The organism is Mycolicibacterium fluoranthenivorans (genome assembly GCF_011758805.1).
Lineage (GTDB): Bacteria > Actinomycetota > Actinomycetes > Mycobacteriales > Mycobacteriaceae > Mycobacterium > Mycobacterium fluoranthenivorans.
On the sequence record NZ_JAANOW010000002.1, the window covers coordinates 392,148 to 417,224 of the forward strand.

A 25,077-nucleotide genomic window follows, 5' to 3' on the forward strand; every position below is an offset into this window, starting at 1 on the left:
CGATGAGCACATCCGCGCAAGCCCCCCTCGCCGAGACTCCTGCCGCTGGCGCCGCGCCACTGGTGGAACTGAAGAACGTCGGCAAGAGCTACGGAAACATCATCGCGCTCAAGGACATCAACCTGCGGGTGGGTGCCGGCGAGGTGACCGGTGTGCTGGGCGACAACGGTGCCGGCAAGTCCACCTTGATCAAGATCATCGCCGGGCTGCACAAGCCCACCGAAGGCGAGTTGCTCATCGACGGCACCTCGACGGTGTTCAACTCACCGAAGGACTCGCTGAACGCGGGCATCGCGACGGTCTACCAGGACCTCGCGGTCGTGGCGCTGATGCCGGTGTGGCGCAACTTCTTCCTCGGCAACGAGTTGCGCCGGAAGGGCCTGCTCAAGTCGCTGGACATTCCCGCGATGCGCGCCACCACGATCTCCGAACTGCACAAGATGGGCATCGACCTGCCCGATGTGGACGCGCCGATCGGTTCGCTCTCGGGTGGCCAGCGCCAGTGCGTGGCCATCGCCCGCGCCATCTTCTTCGGCGCCCGGGTGCTGATCCTCGACGAGCCCACCGCCGCCCTGGGGGTCAAACAGTCCGGCATGGTGCTGCGCTACATCACCGCAGCCAAGGAACAGGGTTTCGGGGTCATCTTCATCACCCACAACCCGCACCACGCGCACATGGTCGGTGATCACTTCGTGCTCCTCAACCGCGGCCGGCAGAAGCTCGACTGCACCTATGACGAGATCACGCTGGAACACCTCACGCAGGAGATGGCAGGCGGCAACGAGCTCGAGGCGCTCAGCCACGAACTGGGCCGTCGGTAGCCACACCCACGAACCCAGGACCCCGTCGGCCGGTGAGGTCGGCGGGGTCCTGCCTGCGTCGCGCGCTCACGGGAAGCTCGGCTCACCCCTCTCGCGCAGCCGTGCCGCATCCTGACCGGGCGGGGCTCCGAACAGCCGGCGGTATTCGCGGTTGAACTGCGACGGGCTGTCGTAGCCCACCCGGTGTCCGACGCCCGCGATGTCACCGGACCGCGTAACGAGCAGGGATCGGGCCTGCTGCAACCGGATCCGCTTCTGGAATTGCAGCGGGCTCATCGCCGTGACGGTCCGGAACTGGCGGTGGAACGCCGAGACGCTCATCCCCGACATCTGCGCCAGATCCTCCATCCGGACCGGGACGGCGTAGTTGTCCCGCATCCAGGTGATCGCCCTGTTGACGTGTGCCAGTGCGCTGTCGGCGAGGCCGATCTGGCGGGCGATCTCGCCCTGCGGACCGGTGAGCAGCCGCCACAGGATCTCCTGTTCGACGAGCGGACCGAGGACGGCGGCGTCGGCGGGACTGGCCAGCAGGTGCAGCAACCTGGCGACGGCGTCGAGTAGTTCGGGACTCGCGTCACCGGTGGCGATCGCGGCCGCGCCGGCCGCCGCGCGCGTCCGGGGCTGCGGGGGGGCCCGCAACAGCAACGCCGACAACGCCTCCGGGCGCAGCACCAGTCCCATGGCCAGCGAGGGATGTTCGGGGGTGGTGTCGAGGTAGTGACCGGTCACCGGCAGGCTCGCCGCGACGACCAGGCACTGTCCGGCCCGGTACTCGAACACCTCGTCACCGATCAGCAATCGCTTGCCGCCCTGCGCCATCACGACCAGCAGAGGGTCGGTGAGCGAGTAGTCCGGACTGCCGCCACCGACCACTTTCGACAACAACAAGCCGTCGATCGGGGTACGCAGATCGGCGCGGGCGTGCGTGTCGATCAGCCGCCGTATCTCGGCGAGGGACTCGGCTGCGGTGCGCATGCCTCAAGCCAACCACGTGAATCACACGATCGGAGCCAACTGAGCAGGATTGGGCAAGAACCTGCGTGCATCTGTCTACCCGTACGGCGCCCTGGCGGGTGGAATGGAGAGGACCAATTCCCTTCCTTGAGGAGCAATTCCATGTCACTCGACAGCTATGTCACCCTCGGCCGGTCAGGCCTGCGGGTCAGCCCGTTCGCCCTCGGCGCGATGACGTTCGGGGAGGATCCCGGTGCTGCGGGAACCAGCGTTGCCGAGTCCGAGCAGATTCTGGCGGCGTATCTGGATCGGGGCGGCAACTTTGTCGACACCGCCAACTTCTACACCAACGGGCACTCGGAGAAGATCCTCGGAGATTTCTTCGCACGCAGTCCCGGTCGCAGGCAGCGAGTGGTGCTCGCCTCGAAATTCTTCGCCAACCTGCATCCGGGTGACCCCAACGGCGGTGGCGCGGGCCGCTCGGCGATCCTCGCACAGCTGCACGAGACGCTACGCCGCATGCAGACCGACTATCTCGATGTGTACTGGCTGCACAACTGGGATCGCCACACCCCGATCGAGGAGACCATGCGCACCCTCGATGATCTGGTCCGCGCCGGCACCGTGCGGTACATCGGGTTCTCGAACACACCCGCGTGGGTCACCGCTTCGGCGCAGACCATGGCACTGCTGCGGGGCTGGACGCCGCTGATCGCCCTGCAGGTCGAGTACTCACTGCTGGCGCGCACGGTGGAAGGGGAGTTGGCCCCGTTGGCCGCCGATCAGGGGATGGCGCTGGTGCCGTGGAGCCCGCTCAAGAACGGCTTCCTGTCGGGCAAGTACCGCCGGGGCAGCGACGTCTCGGACTCCGCCCGCGCCGCCTACGTCGGCGGACCGACCGAGGATGAGTTCACCGTCATCGAGACGGTCGACGATATCGCGGGCGAGCTCGAAACCAGCTCGGCGGCAGTGGCCTTGGCGTGGCTGCGGGCACGCACCGGGACCGTGGTACCGATCATCGGGGCGCGCCGGCTGGCGCACCTGGAATCCAACCTCGCCGGGCTCGATATCGCGTTGACCGCCGATCACCTGCACCGACTGGACCAGGTGTCGGCCCCCGCGCTGAACTACCCGGCCGACCTCAACGGTCAGATGCGGGCCACTCTGCAGTTCGCCGGCACCACGGTCGACGGGCAGGCCTCGGCGGTCTATCCGCCACTGCTGGCCAGCACCGTCCGGTACTAACGGGTGGGCAGGCCCGCGGCGCGGTACGCGGCATCGATCAGTGCCATATTGGCCACCGCGTCGTCCGTGCCGAACGGCAGCGGTGCGCCATGCTCGACGTGCGCGGCGAACGCTTCCAGTTGATAGCTGTAGCTGGGCCGGGTGCCCAGATGTTCGACGGTGGTGCCGGCCGCAGTGGTGAGTGTCAGCCGGTCGTCTCCGGCAGGATGGATGAAATCGTGCACCAGCACCTCACCGTCGGTGCCGGCGATCCGGAGGGTGAACGAATAGTCCTCGGCCACCATCGAATTGGCGGACAGCCCGCCGGCCCCGCCCGGGAATGCGAGGTCGATGTCACACCGGGCGTCCACGCCGGGGGAGCGTTCCTCGGCGTGGGCCTGCACCACCACGGGGTGGCCCTGCAGACCGGGGACGGCGAGCCTGCCCAGCGTGCGCATGATGTGCAGGCCGTAGCACCCCAGGTCCATCACGGCGCCGCCGGCCAGCTCCAGCGACCAGCGCGGGTCGTCCGCACCGGGTGCGGGCATCGCCATCCGCACCTCGACGGTGGTGATCTCGCCCAGGGTGCCGTCGGCGGCCAACCCGAAGGCACGTCGGGTCACCGGGTGGAAGGCGTAATGGAAGCCCTCCAGCACGGTGACGCCGGCGGCCTGTGCGGCATCGGCGACGCGCTGCGCCTCAGTTCGATCGCGGGCGAACGGCTTCTCGCTGAGCACCGGCTTGCCGGCGGCGATCGCCGCCAGGTTCCATGGGGCGTGCAGGGCGTTGGCCAACGGGTTGTAGATCACGTCGACCTCGGGGTCGTCGATGACGTCCTGATAGGACTCGACCACCCGCTCCACCCCGTACTCGTCCGCGAAGTTCTCGGCGCGGCGGCGGTCCCGGGCCGCCACGGCCACCAGACGGTGACCGAGTTCGGCCGCGGGGCCGACGATCGCCACCTCGGCGATCCGGGACGCGCCGAGCACTCCGATGCGCAGGGTCATACGCGCTGCCGGCTCACAGGCTGTTCAGGTACGCGACACTGGCTCGCACGTCGGCGACCGGGCCGTCGCCGGCCGGAGCGCCGTCGAGGATGGTGTCTTGCTCCATCACGAACCAGCCGTCGAAACCGTTGTCCTGCAACACCGAGACGATGCCTGCGATATCGACGTCGCCCGTCCCCAGCGGCGTGTACATCCCGGCCTTGACGGCATCGGTGTAGCTCAGCTCGCCGGACTGCACCTTGGCGGCCAGCGCCGCATCGACATCCTTGAGGTGGGTGTGCGCGATGCGATTCGGCACCGCCTTGGCCAGTTCCAGCGGATCGGTGCCACCGATGAGCAGATGCCCGGTATCCAGGCACAGCGGGATCGCCGATCCGGCCAGCACGCGGTCCACGTCGTCCCGGGTCTCGACCATCGTTCCCACATGCGGATGCAGCACCGCAAGCAGGCCACGTGCGCTGACGATGCCGGCCAGCCGATCCAGGTTGGACAGCAGCGTCGCCCACTGGTTCTCGTCGAGCACCGGGCGGGAGTCGTAGCCGTCGGATCCGGTGGCGGCGGCCAGCACCACGACGCCGGCACCGGCGGCCACCAGTGACTCCAGCGGGCCGGCAAGGTCATCGGCCGGATCGTGGTCGGCGTTGTGCAATACGGCGGGGACGAACCCGCCGACGCAGGCCAGATCGTGTTGCGCCAGAACTGTCTTCAGCTCGTCGGTATCGGCGGGCAGGAAGCCCTCCGGTCCGAGTTCGGTGGCGGTCAGCCCAACACCGCGCATCTCGGTCAGGACACGGTCGGGTTCGAGCTGGAAGCCCCAGCCGGGGACCTCGCACACGCCCCAGGAAATGGGTGCACCTGCGATCTTCATGAGTTACGGACCTCCTCGATGGCAACCGGGACGCCCCGGCGCAGGGACTCGGTGGCGGCCTCCGCCAGCCAGGCCACCTCCACGGCGTCGGCCACGGTGGCGCCGGCGACCGGCCCGCCCTTGGCGACCTCCACGAAGCCCGCCAGCTCGGTGCGGAAGGCCTCGGTGAACCGGTCCATGAAGAAGTTGTGGGCGGGACCGGTCGGGAAGGTGTTGGCCGGATCCACATTTCGCAAGGGCGCACCCTGATCCCAGCCGGCGGCCACGCTGTCGTCGAACCCGTGCACCTCCAGGCGGCAGTCGTACCCGCGAGCGTTGTAGCGGGCGTTGGAGACCACCCCGAGCGCGCCGCCGTCGAACCGTACGATCACCGCGGCGGTGTCCACATCGCCGTACTCGGCGAACAACGGGTCACCCTGGACCGATCCGGTGGCGTAGACCTCGACCGGGTTCTGGCCGGTGATCCACCGGATGACGTCGAAATCGTGGACGGCGCAGTCGCGGAAGATGCCGCCCGAGCCCTTGATGTAGTCCAGCGGCGGGGGAGCCGGATCCATCGTGGTGCTGCGCACCGTGTGGATGTGGCCGAGCGATCCGTCGTCGACGGCCCGCTTGGCGGCGGCGAAGGCGGCATCGAAGCGGCGCTGGTAGCCCACCTGGACCGGCACGCCGGATGCGGCGATCGCCTCGGCGACCCGCGCACTCTCGGCTGCGGTGGAGGCGATCGGCTTCTCGCAGAAGGTGGGGATGCCACGTTCGACGGCGGCCAGGGTCAGCTCGGCATGTGCCGGGGTGGCGGCGGCCACCACTACGCCGTCCACGCCGGAGGACAGCAGTTCTGCCACGGTGTCGACGGCCTTGGCGCCGTGCTTGGCGGCGACCGCGGCGGCCACGTCGGGCCGCTCGTCGGTGATCACCAGGCCGTCCACACCTTCTAGGGCGGAAAGGGTTTCGGTGTGGAATGCGCCGATGCGGCCCAGTCCGATCACTCCGAGGGTGGTCATGGGATTCTCCGTTCTTGCTGCTGATCGAGGATGGTGTCGAGTTCGTCGGGGTTCAGTTCCGCGGCCAACGCGGCCAGCACGGTGTCGACCTGGCTGGGCGGGGCGAGGCTGCCGATCGGCTGATCACTGTCGAGATTGGTGGGGAAGGCGTAGCCCTCGGCGGTGGCGTTCACGGCATTGGCCAGCACGCGGTCGGTGTGGCCGGCTCGCTTCATCGCCAGCAGTGCCGGGTAGACGGCCTTCACCATCGCGGTCCGATCCAGCGCTTCCATCGCTCGCCCGAACGGGGACGAGATCTGCAGCAGGTTCGCCATCCGGCGGATATCGGCCGAGACATTTTGGCCCGCACCGTGATAGAGCGCTGGATTGAAGAACACCGCGTCCCCCTTGTGCAGCGGCAGCTGCACCTGATGGGCGGCGAAGAAGTCGATGAACTCCGGGCGGTGGAAGGCGATATAGCCGGCCTCGAACCCCTGCGAGTAGGGCAGCAGCATGGTCGGCCCGCTTTCCAGCGGCATATCGCAGTGTGCGACGGCGCCTTGCAGGGTCAGGGCGGGCGACAGTCGGTGCAGATGGGCCGGATAGTCGGCCAGCTGATCGGCGTCGACGAAGCCGAGGTGATAGTCGCGGTGCGGAACCTGTGCTGCACCACCGGGATTGACCACGTTGACCTGTGATGTCACTTGATAGCGCGGTCCCAGCCAGGCTTGTGACACCAGGGCGAGGGTGTCGGCGCTGTAGTACTGCGCGAACACCTCGGGAGCGTGCAGTGCCAGCTTCTGAGCGGCGTTCCAGATTCGGTCGTTGGCGCCGGTCTTGCCGAAGTGGTCACCGACCGCGCCACCTGCGGCGTGTTGCGCGGCGATGATGTCGTCGAATGCGGCGCTCGCCCGATCCAGCACGCCATGGTCGAAGGCCCCTTCGAAGACGACGACGCCGGGGCCGTGGGTCAGAGCGCGGATCAGCTCGGATTGCAGTGCGCGGCGGTCGGCGCCGGCGTCCGCGGCGTAGACGAGCACGTTGCTGCGGACATCGACGGCGTGCGGGTAGTCGGCCAGATCGGTCGCGCGTGTCACCTGGGCCTGAAAATCCCGCAGCGAGCAGTCGGATTCGACGATCCACTCCGGCTCGGAGCGGGTCAGTGGTGCAGCCATGACCGCCAGTCTTGTTGTGTTCTGTGCCATAATCAACGGCAAAAAGCCATCAAAAAACCCTCAGCATGAGGACGTCGAGTGCATCGCTACAAGGTTCGTGAGATTGCCCAGCAGTGCGGCCTCAGCGAGGCCACGGTCGACCGCGTGCTCAATGACCGACCCGGCGTGCGCGAGAACACCCGCGCCGAGGTCATGCAGGCCATCGCCGATCTGGACAAGCAGCGAGCCCAGTTGCGGCTCAACGGTCGTCGTTACCTCATCGATGTGGTGATGCAGACACCGCAGCGGTTCTCCGACGCGTTCCGTGCCGCGATCGAGGCCGAGTTGCCGGCCTTCGCCCCGGCAATGCTGCGCGCCCGGTTCCACCTCTGGGAATCGGGTTCGACCGACCAGATGGCCGAGGAGCTCGGTCGCATCAAGGGCAGCCACGGGGTGGTGCTCAAGGCGCAGGATGAGCCCACGGTGGCCGAGGCGATCGACCGTCTGGTCGGCGCCGGGGTGCCGGTGGTGACGTACACGACCGATGTGCCCAACAGTGCGCGCTGCGCCTATGTCGGGATCGACAATCACGGCGCCGGGATGACTGCGGCCTACCTGATGGACCAGTGGCTCGGACCGGCGCCGTCGGGTGTGTTGATCACCCTGAGTCGCACGGTGTTTCGCGGTGAGGGGGAGCGCGAAGTGGGCTTCCGGTCCGGTTTACGAGGCACCGGCCGGGAGATCGTCGAGGTCAGTGACAGCGACGGTATCGACGCGACCAACGAACGGCTGGTGCTCGACGCGCTGGCGAGTCACCCGCACGTGGAGGCGGTGTATTCGCCCGGTGGCGGTAACACCGCGACGGTCGCGGCCTTCGACCGGTTGGGAAGGGTCTGCCGCGTCTTTGTCGGCCATGACCTGGATGCGGACAACCGGCGGCTGCTGCGGGACGGCCGTATGTCGGTGGTGCTGCACAATGACCTGCGGGCCGATGCGCGGCTGGCGATGCGGGTGATCCTGGCGCAGCACGGCGCGTTGCCGGCCGAACCCGTGCGCCCGACGCCGATTCAGGTCATCACGCCCTACAACCTGCCTGCCTAGCGGCTGGAATCTGTTTCCGCGGCCGACCCGACTACGCTTTCGCGAGAAAGTTAAGACATAAGGAGAGCCGTTCGATGACGCCGACGTTGGTCCCGGGCGTGACCGTGCTGGGAAACCTCGCGATCGACATCATCGACGGAGCCCCGCCGAGCCCGGGTGGCTGCGCCTCGTTCGCCGGGGTCGCACTCGAAGATGTCAGTGTGCTGGCGCACATCGTGGGAATGGGTGCCCCGGCCGACCATGAGCTGTTCGACGCGGTGCTTGAGCGTTTCGGGTCGATGGTGCGGTTCCTGCCGTCGGACCGGACGAGCGCTTTCCGCCTCGATTACGACGACACCGACCACCGCCGGATGTCGGTGGATGCCATCGGACCGGTATGGACGGCCGCGGATATCGACACCGACGACCCGCGTACGACGTGGATCCACCTGGCACCGCTGATGCGGACGGACTTCCCGGCGAGCACGCTGGCCCATCTGGCCGCGCGCGGGCATCGGATCGCCTACGACGGGCAGGGGCTGGTGCGCGCCGACCGGCTCGGCCCACTGACGCTGGACCGCAATTTCTCGTCCGATCTGCTGAGCCACCTCGATGTACTCAAGCTGGCCGAAGATGAGGCCGTCATCGTCGCCGACGGTGATTTCGACGCCGCGGCTGCCGAGCGGCTCGGGGTTCCCGAGATCGTGGTGACCTACGGCTCGGAGGGCTGCGATATCTACAAGGACGGCACCGTGGTCCGGGTGCCCGCCGCGTGGCGGGTGCTCGGCGTCCAGACCACCGGTGCCGGGGACATGTTCACGTCCTGCTACGTCGCCAACCGGGCCGACGGTGCCGACCCGCGTCGGGCCGCTGAGCTGGCCAGCGAGCTGGTGGCCAGGGAGTTGCAGAAGCGCGTCGAGGTGGGTTCGCCGGACCGGGTGTGACCCCGCACCGCGCCTGCTAAAGTTGACGGGTGTCAAGTTCTCCGAGAACAGCGTTATCGGTCAGCTACCGATGAGTAGGGCTTCCTTAGAGAATGTCATTCTCCAAAACGTGATCAACGCCACAAATGTGCAGATTGGTGCTGCTGTTCACGTCGCTGAACAGCGAGTTTTTCTACAAGTAACCCGCGTGTCGCCGGATTGTGTGGCAAAAGCCACCCTAAGAGAAGTGCAATAATGGTTACCGGTAGTGACACCAAAAATCTTCGATGCAACGCCTCTCCTCGAAACAGCCAGAGTTGAGGGGGCGTGAAAGGCAGGGAGTCGTGGGCCAGAACGGCAATGGAGCCGCCCCGCGGCAGAAGCTGGAGAAAGTCGTCATCCGCTTTGCGGGCGACTCCGGCGACGGCATGCAGCTGACCGGTGACCGTTTCACGTCGGAAGCGGCGCTGTTCGGCAATGACCTTGCGACACAGCCGAACTACCCCGCCGAGATCCGGGCACCACAGGGCACCCTGCCCGGTGTGTCGTCGTTCCAGATCCAGATCGCCGATTACGACATCCTGACCGCAGGCGACCGTCCCGACGTGCTCGTCGCGATGAATCCCGCGGCGCTGAAGGCCAACGTTGCCGACCTGCCGCGCGGCGGGCTGATCATCGCCAACTCCGACGAGTTCACCAAGCGCAACCTGGCGAAGGTCGGCTACGACAGCAACCCGCTGGAGTCTGAGGAGCTGTCCGACTATGTGGTGCAGTCCGTCGCCATGACGACCCTCACCTTGGGTGCGGTCGAGGCGATCGGTGCCACCAAGAAGGACGGCCAGCGCGCCAAGAACATGTTCGCCCTCGGGCTGCTGTCGTGGATGTACGGCCGCGAGCTGGAAGCCAGCGAGGCCTTCATCCGCGAGAAGTTCGCCCGCAAGCCCGAGATCGCCGAAGCCAATGTGCTGGCGCTGAAGGCGGGCTGGAACTACGGCGAGACCACCGAGGCGTTCGCCGTCACCTACGAGGTGGCCCCGGCCAAGCTCAAGACCGGTGAGTACCGGCAGATCTCCGGTAACACCGCCCTGGCCTACGGTGTCGTGGCGGCCGGCCAGCTGGGCGATATCCAGGTGGTGCTGGGCACCTACCCGATCACCCCGGCCAGCGACATCCTGCACGAGCTGTCGAAGTACAAGCACTTCAACGTGCTCACCTTCCAGGCCGAGGACGAGATCGCCGGCATCGGTGCGGCCATCGGGGCGTCCTACGGTGGCGCCCTCGGCGTCACCAGCACGTCCGGACCCGGCGTTTCGCTCAAGTCGGAGGCCATCGGCTTGGCCGTGATGACCGAGTTGCCGCTGCTCGTCATCGATGTGCAGCGCGGCGGTCCGTCCACCGGCCTGCCGACCAAGACCGAACAGGCCGACCTGCTGCAGGCGCTCTACGGCCGCAACGGCGAATCGCCGGTCGCGGTGCTGGCTCCGTGCTCGCCGTCGGACTGCTTCGATGTCGCCGTCGAGGCCGTGCGCATCGCGATCGGCTATCACACGCCGGTGATCATCTTGTCCGACGGCGCGATCGCCAACGGCTCGGAGCCGTGGCGGATCCCCGACATCAGCACCTACCCGGCCATCGAGCACACCTTCGCCGAGGCGGGCAAGCCGTTCCAGCCGTATGCGCGTGACCCCGAGACACTGGCCCGCCAGTTCGCGATTCCCGGGACGCCCGGTCTGGAGCACCGGATCGGCGGCCTCGAATCGGCCAACGGGTCCGGCAACATCTCCTACGAGCCGAAGAACCACGACCTCATGGTCCGGTTGCGGCAGGCCAAGATCGACGGCATCACGGTGCCCGACCTCGAGGTCGACGACCCGACCGGCGACGCCGAGCTGCTGCTGCTCGGCTGGGGTAGCAGTTACGGCCCCATCGGCGAGGCCTGCCGGCGTGCCCGGCGCAACGGCATCAAGGTGGCGCACGCTCAGCTGCGGTACCTGAACCCGTTCCCGGCCAATCTCGAAGAGGTGCTGCGGCGCTATCCGAACGTGGTCGTGCCGGAGATGAACCTGGGGCAGCTCGCTCTGCTGCTGCGTGGCAAGTACCTGGTCGATGTGCAGTCGGTGACCAAGGTCGAGGGGATGGCGTTTCTGGCCGACGAGGTCGAGGGCATCATCGGCGCGGCGCTGGACGGGTCGTTGCGCGAGAAGGAAACTGACAAGGCAAAGTTTGCGCGGCTGGCAGCTGCCACCGTGGATTCGGGTGTGGGAGCAGGAGCATGACAACAGCGAGAAGCGAAGCGGATCGCGCGTCTACCCAGTTCATTGGCGCGGACCTGGGCCTGACCGAAGCCCTCAGCAAGACGGCGCTGGTGCCGACGGCGGACCAGCCGCAGAAGGGCAAGGACTTCACCAGCGACCAGGAGGTCCGCTGGTGCCCCGGGTGCGGTGACTACGTCATCCTCAACACCATCCGCAACTTCCTGCCGGAGCTGGGACTGCGTCGCGAGAACATCGCCTTCATCAGCGGTATCGGCTGCTCCAGCCGGTTCCCGTACTACCTGGAGACCTACGGGTTCCACTCCATCCACGGTCGCGCGCCGACGATTGCCACCGGCCTGGCGCTGGCCCGTCCGGATCTGTCGGTGTGGGTGGTGACCGGTGACGGCGACTCGCTGTCCATCGGCGGCAACCACCTCATCCATGCGCTGCGCCGCAACATCAACATCACCATCCTGCTGTTCAACAACCGGATCTACGGCCTGACCAAGGGGCAGTACTCGCCGACCTCGGAGGTCGGCAAGGTCACCAAGTCCACCCCGATGGGCTCGGTCGACTACCCGTTCAACCCGGTGTCGCTGGCGCTGGGCGCCGAGGCCACGTTCGTCGGCCGGGCGCTGGACTCCGATCGCGCGGGTTTGACCGAGGTACTGCGGGCCGCGGCCAGCCACCGCGGCGCGGCGCTGGTCGAGATCATGCAGGACTGCCCGATCTTCAATGACGGCTCCTTCGACGCTCTGCGCAAGGAAGGCTCCGAGGACCGGCTGATCAACCTCAGCCACGGCGAGCAGATCACGTTCGGCGCCGACGCGCAGTACTGCGTGGTCAAGTCCGGCTACGGCCTGGAGGTCGCCAAGACCGCCGACGTGGCCGCCGATCAGATCGTGGTGCACGATGCCACGATCGACGATCCGGCCTACGCCTTCGCGCTGTCGCGGTTGTCCGAACAGAACCTTGAGCACATGGTGACAGGCATCTTCCGCCAGGTCAGCAGGCCGACCTACGATGACGCGGCCCGCCAGCAGGTGGCCGACGCCAGAGCGGCCAAGCCGGGTGACACTGCCGCGTTGCAGGCACTGCTTCGTGGCAAGGACACCTGGACCGTCGACTAGGGGCTGTTCTGCTCCGTCGCGGGCACGCTCTCCTCTAACGTCGTCTGGGTGACGTCACCTTCGCCACTGGCAGCAGTCGTGTTGGCAGGCGGGGCGTCCCGCCGTATGGGCCGCGATAAGGCAACGCTCGAGTTCGGCGGCCAGATGCTGGTCGAACGTGTCGTCGCCGTGGTGTCGCAGCGGTGCTCTCCGGTGTTCGTGATCGCCGCGCCAGGTCAGGCGCTGCCGGCGCTGTCCGCCGACGTTCTTCGGGACGAGGTGCGCGGGGTCGGCCCGCTGCTCGCGACGGCGCGCGGGCTGCGGGCGGCCGCAGACGCCGGTGCACAGCGGGCCTTCGTCTGCGCGGTGGACATGCCCTACCTGTCCACCGACCTGATCGATGCGCTGGTCGCGCAGCCCACGGTCGCCGATGTCGTGCTGCCGTGGGACGGTCGGGACCACTACCTGGCTGGGGTGTACCGCACCGGGCTGGCCGATACGGCGGCCCGACTGGTGGCGGCGGGAGAGCGGAGCATGCGGGCCCTGGTCGACGGCACCGCCGGCGTCGACACCCACCGTGTCGTGCTGGACGAGCAACGCGCGCTGACCAACGTCAACACCGCCGCCGACCTGACCTGACCGGCGGAATTTGCGCCGACGCGGGTAGCAAATTGTGAATTAAAACGCCCCCGGGGTCGAATTTACTCAGGAGTGACGTTATTGGTCTTTATCTCCGGCGGGTAACGGACGGGAAATTGTTCTGTCTCGGCCCGGCGTAAATATGCCCTCCGCTCGAACTCCTTGACGTGTTTCTGAAACCCGCTCTGCGGCAGTATCTTTCAAAGCAACGAGGAGTCGTGTGGCAGGAGTGACTCGACGAAATATGCAGGGACGCAGGGCTGTAAGCCGCTCTAATTAGCCGCCGCGTGTGGGCGTTGCCTGCGGAGGCGAGGTCGACCGGGTCTCGGCAGAGGGCGGCCCCGGATGAGTGCGGCACAGATCGGCCGAGAACCTGGTTGATGTGTTGCAGGACAACACATTGCCATGCCCACCCCGGATCGTCCGAGATTGCCCGTACCGGATTGATGACGCGCCGCGCTTGGTCAAATGGGTTGTTGCGCAGAGTATTTGGTTATCTGTCAGCAGGGCGCGGAAATCGCTTGTGCCCAGCGAACATTGTTGCGAATAAACCTGCAGGTCAACGGGTTTTGGATCGCAGACCGTGAATTCTGCAGCGAGGCGGGCGTGACACGTGCGCAACCGCGTGACCCAGCCCACAAAAAGACCGTGATATGAGTCACGAAATGATTCCTGGCGCGCAATTTGGATAATCGAGCAAAACGCATGGCTGACCTGCATAGTTGATGCATAGGAGCCGTCGTGATCATCTCGTGATCTTCTCGCGACACGTTGTAGATGCGATGTGACTTCGTGTGAACAGTTTTGTACGTTTTCCTCAACTCCCCAACGGAGCAAATAATTTCACATTCAATACCTGCGTGTATGCGGGGCTTCAGCGGCAAGGTCCGCGGAAGCGGCCGGGGCTGATTTCCCGGTCAGGCGATCTCGTGCCTCTCGCTGCTGTGCCCGACAGAGAAGGCACCGCCCAAATAAATCGCCTGTTCCGTTCAGGCAAGTCGTGCCCGCCTATGCGCGGGTGTTGTTTGGTGCGCGCTTGGCGAGAGGATAGAAGTTGAAGAACATCCGCACGACGTTCGGTATGGCCGCCATCGCCGGAGCGCTCGCAGTGGCGCCCGTGGCCCTGGGGGCGGGTACCGCCAATGCGGACACGGTGTGAACTGGGATGCCGTCGCTGCCTGCGAGTCGGGCGGCAACTGGGCCATCAACACCGGAAACGGCTACTACGGTGGCCTGCAGTTCACCATGGGCACCTGGCGTGCCAACGGCGGCAGCGGTTCGCCGCACACCGCCAGCAAGGACGAGCAGATCCGGGTCGCCAACAACGTGCTGCACTCGCAGGGCATCGGTGCCTGGCCGGTGTGCGGGCGTCGCGGCTGACGCGCTGCATATATGCGCCGTCCATACCAAAGGACGTGACAATGGCGCCGGGCTTTCGGCTCGGCGCCATTGTTTTCTCACAAATACCGTGAATATCCATTCGTCCCATAAGAAACCCCTAAAACTTGTGCCTCCTCCGTAACGGAAGATTTCCCCCACCCGAAACACCGGTAACCGCAGTGTGAGAACGCACCATCCAACGCATGCGGAACTCGTGTCACCGGTCGGGGAAGGACCGCACAATGAAGAACCTCAGCGTCGCGATCAAGAAGACAATCACCCGGATCCTCTGGGTAGCCGCCGCAGTCGGCGCCCTCGCCGTCGCGCCGCTGGCCCTGTCGGCCACCGCCAGCGCCGACAGCGGGGTGAACTGGGACGCGGTCGCCCAGTGCGAGTCCGGTGGCAACTGGTCGACCAATACCGGTAACGGTGCCTCCGGCGGACTTCAGTTCAAGCAGGCCACCTGGACCGCCAACGGCGGCGTGGGCGCCCCGCACCAGGCCAGCCGCGCCGAGCAGATCCGCGTCGCCGAAAACGTCCTGCGCACTCAGGGCCTGGGCGCCTGGCCGACCTGCGGCGCCAAGGGCGCCACCCCGGCGGTGTGGACCACCTCCGCGCCGGCCACCTCGGCCCCTGCCGCCACCGGTTGCCAGGCCATTCGTCCCGGCGCCATCCTCGGGATCTTCGACGTCCGCAAGATGTGCACCGTGCTGACCTCCTTCGGCCAACCGCGCTAGTCGGCACCACCGGTAGCCAGAGACGCCCGCTTTCCGCCCCCGGAAGCGGGCGTCTCTGCGTGTTCGGACCACAGCGCCGGCGCGGAGTTTGGGATCGGTAGCCGACCCGCCCGTCGACGCTGATGTCACCACCGACCGAGAACAGGGAAACACACGATGACTGTCACCCGACTGGGCCTCGGCCTCGCCGCCGCGGCCCTCACCATCTCCGCACTCAGCGGATGCTCGACCATCGCCGACGTCCGGAAGATCACCGATGCCGCGACCTCCGCGGTCCAGCAGATCCAGGACGGCACCGGTGCCACCGGAGACGTGCTGACCGCCGACGGCCTGGACAAGGCGTTCGCCGCGATCGCGGAGAAGGTCGGCGCCACCCCGATGCAGGTGGTCAAAGTGACCCTGATCCCGACCACCGCGACGGTGCAGGCCATCGACCCGAACGCGCCGACCGAACTGAACCAGTGGACCTACACCGCCGGACACGTCGGCGCCTCCAGGCCGGTCGACTACGACGACGACGCAGAAGCCCTGCGACAGAACCTGTTCGTGCTCACCGACGTGCCCACGAGCGCCATCATCGCCGCGGTCGACGGAGCCGTCGCCGCCAGCGGTATCGCCGACGGCAAGGTGCAGTCCGTCGTCATCGACCGCAACCTGCCCTTCGATGACAACCTGCGCATTCTCATCAACGTCCAGGGTGACCGGAGCAACAAGCAGGTCCGCGCCGACGCCGGGGGACACATCACCGACGTCGTCTGACCCGGCTAGCGTGGCGGGTATGACGTCTCGCCACGCATTCGGTGACCTCGACCGCTATCTCGAACTACCCAGGGTCGCCGGACTCGCGGTCTCCCCGGACGGCGCCCGGCTGGTCACCACCGTCAGCGAGATCAACCACGATCGCACCGAATTCGTCACGGCGATATGGGAATTGGATCCGGCGGGGCAGCTTCCCGCGCGGCGTCTGACCCGGGGGATCAAAGGTGAATCGGCGCCGTCCTTCACCGCCGCCGGAGATCTGCTGTTCCTCGCGGCCCGCCCCGCGCCCGGTGACGACACACCACCCGCCGCGCTGTGGCAGCTGCCCGCAGCCGGCGGCGAGGCCGTCGAACTGCGCGCACTCCCCGGCGGGGTCAGCGCCGTGCACACCGCGACCGCAGCCGACCGCGTCCTCGTCACGGCGCCGCTGCTGCCGTCGGCGGCCACCGTCGAAGACGACGCCCGGTTGCGTGCGCTGCGCAAGGACAACAAGGTCTCGGCAATCCTGCACACCCGCTACCCGGTGCGGCACTGGGATCACGACCTCGGGCCCGACCAGCCCCACCTGCTCGACGCGGCCGACTCCCGTGACCTCACCCCGGCGCCCGGAGCCGCGCTGCGCGAAGCCGGTGTCGCGGTCAGCGCCGACGGCACGTTCGTGGTGACATCGTGGCAGGCCGCCGGACCCGGTGCCGTGATCCGTGTCGTGTTGATGCGCATCGACACCGCCACCGGCGTTCGTCAGGTGATCGTCGACGACCCCGATGCAGATCTCGGCCATCCGGCGATCTCGCCGGATGGTGGACGGCTCGCTTTCCTGCGCGAGACGGTGTCCACCCCCGAGCTGGCGCCGCGGATCACGTTGTGCGTCATGAGGTTCGGTGAACCGTGGGTGGAGGTGAGCGCGCAGTGGGATCGCTGGCCGTCGTCGGTGAGCTGGACGACCGACGGCACCGCCCTGGTGATCACCGCCGACGACGGGGGCGGGTGCCCGATCTTCTCGGTGCACCCGGAAACCGGTGCCGTGACGCGGCTGACCCACGATGACCATAGTTACGCGGAGGTGCGCACCGCGCCCGGCGGCGTCATCTACGCGCTGCGCCATTCTTACGCTGCGCCGCCCCATCCGGTGCGGATTGACGCGGACGGGCGGGTCGTCACGCTGCCGTGCGTCGAGATTCCTTCGCTGCCAGGCACATTGGAAGAGCTGACGGCCACGGCCGAGGACGGCGCGGCCGTGCGGTCCTGGCTGGTGCTACCAGAGGGGAACGAACCCGCACCGCTGCTGTTGTGGGTGCACGGCGGACCGCTGGGCAGTTGGAACGCCTGGCATTGGCGCTGGAACCCCTGGCTGATGGCCGCCGCCGGCTACGCCGTGCTGATGCCCGACCCCGCGTTGTCCACCGGTTACGGACAGCACTTCATCCAGCGCGGTTGGGGTGCCTGGGGTGCGGCGCCCTATACGGATCTGATGGCGGCCACCGACGCGGCCTGTGCCCATCCGAGGATCGATGCCGGCCGGACCGCCGCCATGGGCGGATCGTTCGGCGGCTATATGGCCAACTGGATCGCCGGGCACACCGACCGCTTCGATGCCATCGTCACCCACGCCAGCCTGTGGGCGCTGGACCAGTTCGGCCACACCACCGACGGCGCGTACTGGTGGGCGCGCGAGATGACCGAGCAGATGACACAACACAATTCACCACACCGGCAGGTCGGCTCCATCAACACCCCGATGCTGGTGATCCACGGCGACAAGGACTATCGCGTCCCTGTCGGTGAGGCGCTGCGGCTCTGGTACGAGCTACTCACCGAGTCGGCACTGCCGGCCGACCCGGATGACGGCACCAGTGCCCATCAGTTCCTGTACTTTCCCTCCGAGGGGCACTGGATCGCGCAGCCGCAGCACACCAAGATCTGGTACCAGGTCACCCTCGCGTTCCTGGCCCGCCACGTTCTGGGTGAGGACGGCGCCGTGCCCGAGACGCTCGGGTAGCTTCACAGTCCATGACCTCGCAGCGGGAATTCGACCTCGTCCTGTACGGCGCCACCGGCTTCGCCGGCAAACTCACCGCCGAGTACCTGGCCAAGGCGGCCGGCCCGGCCCGGATCGCGCTGGCCGGGCGGTCCGCCGACAAAGTGCGTGCGGTGCGCGACGCCTTGGGGGAGTCGGCCGCCTCATGGACCATCATCGAAGCCGATGCGGGGGTGCCGGCCACGCTGGCGGCGATGGCCGAGCGCACCCAGGTGGTCGTCACCACCGTCGGGCCCTACACCCGCTACGGCCTGCCGCTGGTGGCCGCCTGCGTGGAAGCCGGCACCGACTACGCCGATCTCACCGGTGAGACACCGTTCATCCGCGACAGTGTCGACCAATTCCACAAGCAGGCCGCCGATACCGGCGTCCGCATCGTGCATTCCTGCGGATTCGACTCGGTCCCTTCCGATCTCACCGTCTATGCCCTCTACGACAAGGTGCGCGCCGACGGGACCGGTGACCTCACCGACACCGACCTGGTGTTGCGCACCTTCGCCGGCGGGGTATCCGGTGGCACCGTCGCCTCGATGATGGAGTTCTTCCGCACGGCCGCCGGTGATCCGGATATCCGGCGCGAAATGCTCGACCCGTACACGCTGAGCACAGACCGTGCCGCCGAGCCCGATCTGGGACACCAGTCGGATACGCCCTGGATTCGCGGCGTCCAGATCGCGCCCGAACTGGCCGGCGTGTGGACCGGTGCGTTTGCGATGGCAGCGCCGAACTCGCGAATCGTGCGGCGCAGTAACGCCCTTCTGGACTGGGCATATGGCCGAACGTTCCGCTATGCCGAGCACATGAGCACGGGTTCCTCGGTGCTGGCACCGGTCGTCGCCGCGGTGGACACCGCCGTGAACGCCGCGGCCCTCGGCCTCGGAATGAAGTACCTCAACAAGGTGCCGTCGGCCCTGCTGGAGCGGATCGTGCCGAAACCCGGCACCGGGCCGAGCGAACAAACCAGGGAAAACGGGCACTACCGCATCGAGACGTACACCACGACCAGCACGGGTGCGCGCTACCGGGCCGTCATCGCCCAGCAGGGCGATCCCGGCTACAAGGCGACTGCGGTGCTGCTCGGCGAGAGCGGGCTGGCGCTGGCGCTGGACCGGGACCGGCTCTCCGATCTGCGTGGCGTACTGACGCCCGCCGCGGCGATGGGCGACGCACTGCTCACCCGGCTTCCGGCCGCCGGGGTGACATTGGAGACCACCCGGCTGGATTGACACCGGGCAGCGTCGAACCCCTGTGGGCGAGGGCCCGATCCGGCTAGGGTCGAGTGCGGGTAGGACGTCAACCAGCGATGAAGGTGGGGATGAAATGGCCGGTCTGGATGATCTCTTCGCACAGATTCCGGTACGCGATATTGCGACGAAGCTGGGGGCCGATGAAGGCGAGGTGAACAACGCCATCCGGACCCTGGTCCCGGCCCTGGTGGGCGGACTGCAGCACAACGTCACGTCCGGCGATATCGACTCCAGCACGCTGGAGTCGGCGGTCACCGCACAGGGGGCCAGCGGACTGCTGGACGGCGGCGTGAGCGTCGACCAGGTGGATCAGGCCGAGGGCGACAACATCGTCGCCCACATCTTCGGCGGTAACGACACCAACCAGGTGGCCTCGGCGCTCGCGGACAGCGGAGCCGGGGGAAGCAGCCTGATCAAGCAGCTGCTGCCGATCCTGGCCCCCATCGTGCTGGCCTATATCGGCAAGCAGTTCGCGCAGAACAACGCCACGCCGGCCGCTTCGGCCGCTTCGGGCGGAGGTGGCGGATTGGGCGACATCCTGGGCAGTGTCCTCGCCGGCGCCGGCGGTGGAGGCGGCGCGGGTAACAACCCGCTGGGCAACATCCTCGGCGGCGTGCTCGGTGGACTCCTCGGCGGCAAGAAGTAGCCCAAGAAGTAGCCTGCGCCGCCGAGCGTCGACTTCTCGTCGGCGAAGGGGCGATCGGCCACCATCACGTCGACGTTCGGCGATCAGGGCGGGGCGACGGCCGGTCGGTCCGCGCGGCCTTTCTAGAATGACCAGGTGACTGCCAGCCCTTCCTCGCGCGCCGATGCCCTTCCCAAGTCATGGGAGCCGGGTGCGGTAGAAAGCGAGCTCTATCAGGGTTGGGTCGACGCGGGCTACTTCACGGCCGACCCGTCGAGCACCAAGCCGCCGTACTCGATCGTCCTGCCGCCGCCGAACGTGACCGGCAGCCTGCACATGGGCCACGCGCTGGACCACACGCTGATGGACGCCCTGACCCGGCGCAAGCGCATGCAGGGTTTCGAGGTGCTGTGGCTGCCCGGCATGGATCACGCCGGCATCGCCACCCAGTCGGTGGTGGAGAAGCAGCTTGCCGTCGACGGCAAGACCAAAGAGGACTTCGGCCGCGAACTGTTCGTCGACAAGGTGTGGGACTGGAAGCGCGAATCCGGTGGCACCATCGGCGGGCAGATGCGCCGGCTCGGCGACGGGGTGGACTGGAGTCGCGACCGGTTCACCATGGACGAGGGTCTGTCCCGTGCGGTGCGCACCATCTTCAAGCGGCTCTATGACGCCGGGCTGATCTACCAGGCCGAGCGCCTGGTGAACTGGTCGCCGGTGCTGCAGACCGCGATCAGCGACCTCGAGGTGAAGTACGAGGACGTCGAGGGCGAGCTGGTGTCGTTCCGGTACGGATCTCTCGACGACGCGCAACCGCATATCGTGGTGGCCACCACCCGGCTGGAGACCATGCTCGGCGACACCGCCATCGCGGTGCATCCCGATGACGAGCGCTACCGCGCGCTGGTCGGCACGACGCTGCCGCACCCGTTCCTGGACCGCGACGTCATCATCGTCGCCGACGCCCACGTCGATCCCGAATTCGGTACCGGCGCAGTCAAAGTCACCCCCGCACACGACCCGAACGACTTCGAGATCGGTGTCCGGCACAACCTCGCCATGCCGTCCATCCTGGACAAGGCCGGCGCGATCACCGGCACCGGAACGCCATTCGACGGCATGGACCGGTTCGAGGCGCGCGTCGCGGTGCGTGAGGCGCTGGCCGCCGACGGCCGCATCGTCGCCGAGAAGCGTCCGTATCTGCACAGTGTCGGCCACTCCGAGCGCAGCGGCGAGCCCATCGAGCCGCGGCTGAGCCTGCAGTGGTGGGTCAAGGTCGAGTCACTGGCCAAGGCGGCCGGGGACGCAGTGCGGGGCGGCGACACCGTGATTCACCCCGCCAGCCTGGAACCGCGCTGGTTCGCGTGGGTGGACAACATGCACGACTGGTGCATCTCGCGCCAGCTCTGGTGGGGCCACCGCATCCCGATCTGGCACGGTCCCGACGGTCAGCAGGTGTGTCTGGGTCCCGACGAGACCGCGCCCGAGGGCTGGGTGCAGGACCCGGATGTGCTCGACACCTGGTTCTCATCGGCGCTGTGGCCGTTCTCCACGATGGGCTGGCCGGAGAAGACCCCCGAGCTGGAGAAGTTCTATCCGACCAGCGTGCTGGTCACCGGCTACGACATCCTGTTCTTCTGGGTGGCCCGGATGATGATGTTCGGCACCTTCGTCGCCGGTGACGATGTGGTGGCTGCCGGCACGGTGCCGTTCCGGAACGTCTTCCTGCACGGCCTGATCCGCGACGAGTTCGGCCGAAAGATGAGCAAGTCCAAGGGCAACGGTATCGACCCGCTCGATTGGGTGGAGAAGTTCGGTGCCGACGCCCTGCGGTTCACCCTGGCCCGCGGTGCGAGCCCCGGTGGCGACCTGTCGATCGGTGAGGACGCTGCGCGTGCTTCGCGCAACTTCGCCACCAAGTTGTTCAACGCCACCAAGTTCGCGCTGATGAACGGTGCGGCCCCCGCGCCGCTGCCCGCCGCGGGTGAACTCACCGACGCCGACCGGTGGATCCTGGGCCGGCTCGAGGAGGTGCGCGCCGAGGCCGACGCCGCGCTGGAGGCTTACGAGTTCAGCCGAGCCTGTGAGGCGCTGTACCACTTCGCCTGGGACGAGTTCTGCGACTGGTACGTCGAGCTGGCCAAAGTGCAGCTCTCGCAAGGTATTACGCACACCACTGCGGTGCTGGCCGCGGTGCTCGACGCGCTGCTGAAGCTGCTGCACCCGGTGATGCCGTTTGTCACCGAGACGCTGTGGACGACGCTCACCGGCGGTGAGTCGCTGGTGATCGCGGACTGGCCGGCACCGTCGGGCTTTGCGCTGGATTCCGTTGCCGCCCGGCGCGTCGCGGATATGCAGAAGCTGGTGACCGAGGTGCGCAGGTTCCGCAGCGATCAGGGCCTGGCCGACCGGCAGCGGGTCCCGGCCCGGCTCAGCGGTCTCGACGTCGCGGACGTGCAGTCCCAGCTGCCGGCGGTGACCGCCCTGGCCTGGCTCACCGAACCGGCCGACGGTTTCACCGCCTCGGCGTCGGTCGAGGTGCGGCTGTCCGAGGGCACCGTCGTGGTGGAGCTGGACACCTCCGGCACCGTCGACGTCGCCGCCGAACGGCGCCGCCTGGAGAAGGATCTGGCCGCCGCGCAGAAGGAATTGGTCCAGACCGCAGGCAAACTCGGCAACGCCGAATTCCTGGCCAAGGCCCCCGAAGCCGTCGTCGACAAGATCAAGGGCCGCCAGCAGCTGGCCCAGGAAGAGGTCGAGCGGATCACGGCTCGCCTGGCCGCACTCGCATGACCGACCCGGAGCCCACCCCGGACGAGATCGCGGCACTGCTGCAGGTCGAGCATCTGCTCGACCAGCGGTGGCCGGAGACGAAGATCGAACCGAGCACGGCGCGTATCGAGGCGCTGCTGGAACTGCTGGGCTCACCGCAGCGCAGCTATCCGTCGATCCACATTGCCGGAACCAACGGCAAGACGTCGGTGGCGCGCATCATCGACGCCCTGCTGATCGCGCTGCACCGCCGCACCGGGCGGACCACCAGCCCGCACCTCCAGTCGGCTGTCGAGCGCATCTCGATCGACGGAAAGCCGCTGACCCCAGCGCAATACGTCGCCGTCTACCGTGAGATCGAACCGTTCATCGAACTCGTCGATGCGCAATCCGAAGCGGCCGGTGGACCGAAGATGAGCAAGTTCGAGGTGCTCACCGCGATGGCCTTCGCCGCCTTCGCCGATGCCCCGGTCGATATCGCCGTGGTGGAGACGGGCCTCGGGGGCCGCTGGGATGCCACCAACGTGGTCAACGCGCCCGTCACCGTCATCACGCCGATCGGGCTGGACCACACCGACTATCTCGGTGACACCATCGCGCAGATCGCGGGGGAGAAGGCCGGGATCATCACCAAACAGGACGATGACCTGGTGCCCACCGATACCGTCGCGGTGATCGGTCGCCAGTCGCCGGAGGCCATGGAGGTGCTGCTGGCGCAGGCGGTGACAGCCGATGCCGCGGTGGCGCGCGAGGATTCGGAGTTCGCGGTGCGCAGCCGCCAAGTGGCCGTCGGCGGTCAGGTGTTGTCGCTGCAGGGGCTCGGCGGGGTGTACGAGGACATCTTCCTGCCGCTGCACGGTGCCCATCAGGCGCACAACGCGGTGCTCGCCCTGGCCGCGGTCGAGGCCTTCTTCGGCGCCGGCGCAGACCGTCAGCTCGATATCGACGCGGTGCGGGCCGGTTTCGCTGCCGCGGCCAGTCCCGGGCGGCTGGAGCGGGTGCGCAGCGCGCCGACGGTGTTCGTGGATGCCGCGCACAACCCGGCCGGTGCCACCGCGCTGGCCGAAGCGCTGGCCGAGGAGTTCGATTTCCGCTTCCTGGTCGGGGTCGTGTCGGTGATGGCCGACAAGGACGTCGACGGCATCCTCGCGGCGCTGGAGCCTGCGTTCGATCAGATCGTCGTCACCCACAACGGGTCGCCGCGTGCCCTGGACGTCGAAGAACTGGCGACGCTGGCCGAGCAGCGGTTCGGTGCGGAGCGGGTGCTCACCGCGGCCACGCTGCCCGACGCGATAGAGACCGCCATCGCGCAGGTGGAGGAGTCCGCCGGTGCGGAAGGGGTGTCGGGCAGTGGCATCGTCATCACCGGCTCGGTGGTGACGGCGGGCGCCGCCCGCACCTTGTTCGGACGGGACCCGGCATGACGACGCCGGCGACACCGACCGATCCGTGGAAGAGCTTCCGCGGTGTGATGGCCGGAACCCTGATTCTGGAGGCCATCGTCGTGCTGCTGGCCCTGCCGGTGGTGTCCTTCGGCAAGGGCGGTCTGACCTGGGTGTCCGGCGGCTTCCTGATCGGGATGACCGTGCTGCTGGTGCTGCTGTCCGGAGTGCAGGGCCGCCCGGGCGCCATCTGGATCAACTTCGGGGTGCAGTTGGTGCTCGTCGCAGGTGCCTTCATCCATTGGGGCATCGGCTTCATCGGGGTGGTCTTCGCATTGGTCTGGGCGTTGTTGATCGTCCTGCGGGGTGAGGTCAAGCGCCGGCAGGAGCGTGGACTGCTGCCCGGCCAGCAGGATGCGCCGGATTGAGTCTGCGTCCGGTTCTTCGGCAACTGCCGCATCAGCTTTCGGGGCTGCTACGGGATCTGCCGCTGTTCGTGCTCGCGCCCGCGATCCGTGGTCGCCATCTGCGGTGGGGAGCCACCGACGCAGAAGTGGCCGCGCGCCTGCCGGGGGATGACCATGTGCCCGGCGCCCAGTTCGTGGCCACCCGCGCCATCGACATCGCCGCCCCGCCCGCCGACGTCTGGCCGTGGCTGGTGCAAGTGGGCGCCGGCCGGGCCGGGTGGTACAGCCACGATCTGCTGGACAACCTCGGCAAGCCCAGCGCCACCGAGATCATCGCGCCACTGCAGGACCTCGCGCCGGGGGACTGGGTGCCGATGTCGCCGTTCGGCACTCCGTCGGAGAAGACGGCCTTCCGGGTCGAGTCGATGCGCGCACCGGAACTGATGGTGTGGACGAAACCGGACAGCGCGTGGGTCTGGCGGCTGACGGCGACCCCGGCGGGCACCCGGCTGGTCACCCGTGTGCACGTCCGCTACGACTGGCGGCGCCCCTGGCTCGCCGTCTTCGGTGTGCTGCTGATGGAGTTCGGTGATTTCGCCATGCAGCGGCGGATGCTGCGCGGTATCACGCAGCGGGCCGAATCGCTGGCCGGACGGGGTTCGTCGGGACCGATCTGAGCCTGGTGTCGCAGGCTCCGGTTACCGACCGGTACG

At 67.6% G+C, this 25,077-nt stretch carries 21 protein-coding genes and 1 pseudogene; 17 read left to right on the forward strand and 5 right to left on the reverse strand.

Annotated elements, in window-relative coordinates; translation table 11 throughout:
* The first annotated feature begins 2 nt into the window (after positions 1–2).
* The gene (locus FHU31_RS19930) at positions 3–821 is read left to right on the forward strand and encodes an ATP-binding cassette domain-containing protein (RefSeq protein ID WP_167161774.1); all 819 of its coding nucleotides are present in this window, start codon (positions 3–5) and stop codon (positions 819–821) included.
* Positions 822–887: 66 nt separating this feature from the next.
* Here the strand turns inward: FHU31_RS19930 and FHU31_RS19935 are convergent, their stop codons facing one another.
* Positions 888–1,796, reverse strand: coding sequence for an AraC family transcriptional regulator (locus FHU31_RS19935; RefSeq protein WP_167161776.1), 909 nt, complete (start codon positions 1,794–1,796; stop codon positions 888–890).
* Between the two features lie 141 nt (positions 1,797–1,937).
* Between FHU31_RS19935 and FHU31_RS19940 the strand changes: the two genes are divergently transcribed.
* Complete coding sequence (locus FHU31_RS19940; protein ID WP_167161778.1) at positions 1,938–3,020, forward strand: aldo/keto reductase; 1,083 nt, start codon at positions 1,938–1,940, stop codon at positions 3,018–3,020.
* Here the strand turns inward: FHU31_RS19940 and FHU31_RS19945 are convergent.
* Genes FHU31_RS19945 through FHU31_RS19960 form a run of 4 tightly spaced genes read right to left on the reverse strand, consistent with a single transcriptional unit; the run spans position 3,017 to position 7,032 of the window.
* Positions 3,017–4,006 carry a Gfo/Idh/MocA family protein gene (locus FHU31_RS19945; protein WP_167161780.1) on the reverse strand — a complete coding sequence of 330 codons (990 nt, stop codon included), beginning with the start codon at positions 4,004–4,006 and terminating at the stop codon, positions 3,017–3,019. The two genes, FHU31_RS19940 and FHU31_RS19945, sit on opposite strands and share 4 nt — an antisense overlap.
* A 13-nt stretch (positions 4,007–4,019) precedes the next feature.
* On the reverse strand, positions 4,020–4,874 hold the full coding sequence (locus FHU31_RS19950) for a sugar phosphate isomerase/epimerase family protein (protein ID WP_167161782.1): 855 nt from the start codon (positions 4,872–4,874) through the stop codon (positions 4,020–4,022).
* Positions 4,871–5,878, reverse strand: a complete 1,008-nt coding sequence (locus FHU31_RS19955; protein WP_167161784.1) for a Gfo/Idh/MocA family protein — start codon at positions 5,876–5,878, stop codon at positions 4,871–4,873. The genes FHU31_RS19950 and FHU31_RS19955 overlap by 4 nt, the downstream gene beginning before the upstream one ends.
* Positions 5,875–7,032, reverse strand: coding sequence for a phytanoyl-CoA dioxygenase family protein (locus FHU31_RS19960; RefSeq protein ID WP_167161786.1), 1,158 nt, complete (start codon positions 7,030–7,032; stop codon positions 5,875–5,877). The genes FHU31_RS19955 and FHU31_RS19960 overlap by 4 nt, the downstream gene beginning before the upstream one ends.
* A gap of 78 nt (positions 7,033–7,110) precedes the next feature.
* Between FHU31_RS19960 and FHU31_RS19965 the strand changes: the two genes are divergently transcribed.
* From FHU31_RS19965 to FHU31_RS20035, 15 genes and pseudogenes are all read left to right on the forward strand, one after another.
* Positions 7,111–8,112: a LacI family DNA-binding transcriptional regulator gene (locus FHU31_RS19965; protein WP_167161788.1), complete on the forward strand. Its 1,002-nt coding sequence runs from the start codon at positions 7,111–7,113 to the stop codon at positions 8,110–8,112.
* A gap of 74 nt (positions 8,113–8,186) precedes the next feature.
* The gene (locus tag FHU31_RS19970) at positions 8,187–9,035 is read left to right on the forward strand and encodes a PfkB family carbohydrate kinase (protein WP_208411114.1); all 849 of its coding nucleotides are present in this window, start codon (positions 8,187–8,189) and stop codon (positions 9,033–9,035) included.
* 323 nt (positions 9,036–9,358) lie between these two features.
* Positions 9,359–11,290, forward strand: a complete 1,932-nt coding sequence (locus FHU31_RS19975) for a 2-oxoacid:acceptor oxidoreductase subunit alpha (protein ID WP_167161789.1) — start codon at positions 9,359–9,361, stop codon at positions 11,288–11,290.
* Complete coding sequence (locus FHU31_RS19980) at positions 11,287–12,399, forward strand: 2-oxoacid:ferredoxin oxidoreductase subunit beta (protein ID WP_167161791.1); 1,113 nt, start codon at positions 11,287–11,289, stop codon at positions 12,397–12,399. The genes FHU31_RS19975 and FHU31_RS19980 overlap by 4 nt, the downstream gene beginning before the upstream one ends.
* A gap of 48 nt (positions 12,400–12,447) precedes the next feature.
* The gene (gene mobA / locus FHU31_RS19985; RefSeq protein ID WP_167161793.1) at positions 12,448–13,017 is read left to right on the forward strand and encodes a molybdenum cofactor guanylyltransferase; all 570 of its coding nucleotides are present in this window, start codon (positions 12,448–12,450) and stop codon (positions 13,015–13,017) included.
* 1,054 nt (positions 13,018–14,071) lie between these two features.
* Positions 14,072–14,397: pseudogene (locus tag FHU31_RS19990) on the forward strand (transglycosylase family protein).
* Between the two features lie 242 nt (positions 14,398–14,639).
* On the forward strand, positions 14,640–15,134 hold the full coding sequence (locus tag FHU31_RS19995; protein ID WP_208411116.1) for a transglycosylase family protein: 495 nt from the start codon (positions 14,640–14,642) through the stop codon (positions 15,132–15,134).
* 156 nt (positions 15,135–15,290) lie between these two features.
* Positions 15,291–15,893: a hypothetical protein gene (locus FHU31_RS20000; protein ID WP_167161795.1), complete on the forward strand. Its 603-nt coding sequence runs from the start codon at positions 15,291–15,293 to the stop codon at positions 15,891–15,893.
* Between the two features lie 19 nt (positions 15,894–15,912).
* A complete protein-coding gene (locus FHU31_RS20005; RefSeq protein ID WP_167161797.1) occupies positions 15,913–17,892 on the forward strand; it encodes a S9 family peptidase in 1,980 nt (659 codons plus the stop codon).
* Between the two features lie 11 nt (positions 17,893–17,903).
* Positions 17,904–19,157 carry a saccharopine dehydrogenase family protein gene (locus tag FHU31_RS20010; RefSeq protein ID WP_167161799.1) on the forward strand — a complete coding sequence of 418 codons (1,254 nt, stop codon included), beginning with the start codon at positions 17,904–17,906 and terminating at the stop codon, positions 19,155–19,157.
* A 94-nt stretch (positions 19,158–19,251) separates the two neighbouring features.
* A complete protein-coding gene (locus FHU31_RS20015; protein ID WP_167161801.1) occupies positions 19,252–19,824 on the forward strand; it encodes a DUF937 domain-containing protein in 573 nt (190 codons plus the stop codon).
* Between the two features lie 135 nt (positions 19,825–19,959).
* On the forward strand, positions 19,960–22,596 hold the full coding sequence (locus FHU31_RS20020) for a valine--tRNA ligase (RefSeq protein WP_167161804.1): 2,637 nt from the start codon (positions 19,960–19,962) through the stop codon (positions 22,594–22,596).
* On the forward strand, positions 22,593–23,999 hold the full coding sequence (gene folC / locus FHU31_RS20025; protein WP_167161805.1) for a bifunctional tetrahydrofolate synthase/dihydrofolate synthase: 1,407 nt from the start codon (positions 22,593–22,595) through the stop codon (positions 23,997–23,999). Before FHU31_RS20020 ends, folC begins: the two co-directional genes overlap by 4 nt.
* Positions 23,996–24,385: a DUF4233 domain-containing protein gene (locus tag FHU31_RS20030; RefSeq protein ID WP_167161807.1), complete on the forward strand. Its 390-nt coding sequence runs from the start codon at positions 23,996–23,998 to the stop codon at positions 24,383–24,385. Before folC ends, FHU31_RS20030 begins: the two co-directional genes overlap by 4 nt.
* Positions 24,382–25,041, forward strand: a complete 660-nt coding sequence (locus tag FHU31_RS20035) for an SRPBCC family protein (RefSeq protein ID WP_167161809.1) — start codon at positions 24,382–24,384, stop codon at positions 25,039–25,041. The genes FHU31_RS20030 and FHU31_RS20035 overlap by 4 nt, the downstream gene beginning before the upstream one ends.
* Positions 25,042–25,077 lie beyond the last annotated feature (36 nt).

Excerpts from the sequence above, each read along its gene's own strand:
- FHU31_RS19945 (WP_167161780.1), bottom strand. The coding sequence starts at position 4,006 with ATGACCCTGCGCATCGGAGTGCTCGGCGCGTCCCGGATCGCCGAGGTG.
- FHU31_RS19980 (WP_167161791.1), top strand. The coding sequence starts at position 11,287 with ATGACAACAGCGAGAAGCGAAGCGGATCGCGCGTCTACCCAGTTCATT.
- FHU31_RS19960 (WP_167161786.1), bottom strand. The coding sequence starts at position 7,032 with ATGGCTGCACCACTGACCCGCTCCGAGCCGGAGTGGATCGTCGAATCC.
- FHU31_RS19970 (WP_208411114.1), top strand. The coding sequence starts at position 8,187 with ATGACGCCGACGTTGGTCCCGGGCGTGACCGTGCTGGGAAACCTCGCG.
- FHU31_RS20005 (WP_167161797.1), top strand. The coding sequence starts at position 15,913 with ATGACGTCTCGCCACGCATTCGGTGACCTCGACCGCTATCTCGAACTA.
- FHU31_RS20000 (WP_167161795.1), top strand. The coding sequence starts at position 15,291 with ATGACTGTCACCCGACTGGGCCTCGGCCTCGCCGCCGCGGCCCTCACC.
- FHU31_RS19930 (WP_167161774.1), top strand. The coding sequence starts at position 3 with ATGAGCACATCCGCGCAAGCCCCCCTCGCCGAGACTCCTGCCGCTGGC.
- FHU31_RS20030 (WP_167161807.1), top strand. The coding sequence starts at position 23,996 with ATGACGACGCCGGCGACACCGACCGATCCGTGGAAGAGCTTCCGCGGT.
- FHU31_RS20015 (WP_167161801.1), top strand. The coding sequence starts at position 19,252 with ATGGCCGGTCTGGATGATCTCTTCGCACAGATTCCGGTACGCGATATT.
- folC (WP_167161805.1), top strand. The coding sequence starts at position 22,593 with ATGACCGACCCGGAGCCCACCCCGGACGAGATCGCGGCACTGCTGCAG.
- FHU31_RS20010 (WP_167161799.1), top strand. The coding sequence starts at position 17,904 with ATGACCTCGCAGCGGGAATTCGACCTCGTCCTGTACGGCGCCACCGGC.
- FHU31_RS19940 (WP_167161778.1), top strand. The coding sequence starts at position 1,938 with ATGTCACTCGACAGCTATGTCACCCTCGGCCGGTCAGGCCTGCGGGTC.
- FHU31_RS19955 (WP_167161784.1), bottom strand. The coding sequence starts at position 5,878 with ATGACCACCCTCGGAGTGATCGGACTGGGCCGCATCGGCGCATTCCAC.
- FHU31_RS19995 (WP_208411116.1), top strand. The coding sequence starts at position 14,640 with ATGAAGAACCTCAGCGTCGCGATCAAGAAGACAATCACCCGGATCCTC.
- FHU31_RS19950 (WP_167161782.1), bottom strand. The coding sequence starts at position 4,874 with ATGAAGATCGCAGGTGCACCCATTTCCTGGGGCGTGTGCGAGGTCCCC.
- FHU31_RS19935 (WP_167161776.1), bottom strand. The coding sequence starts at position 1,796 with ATGCGCACCGCAGCCGAGTCCCTCGCCGAGATACGGCGGCTGATCGAC.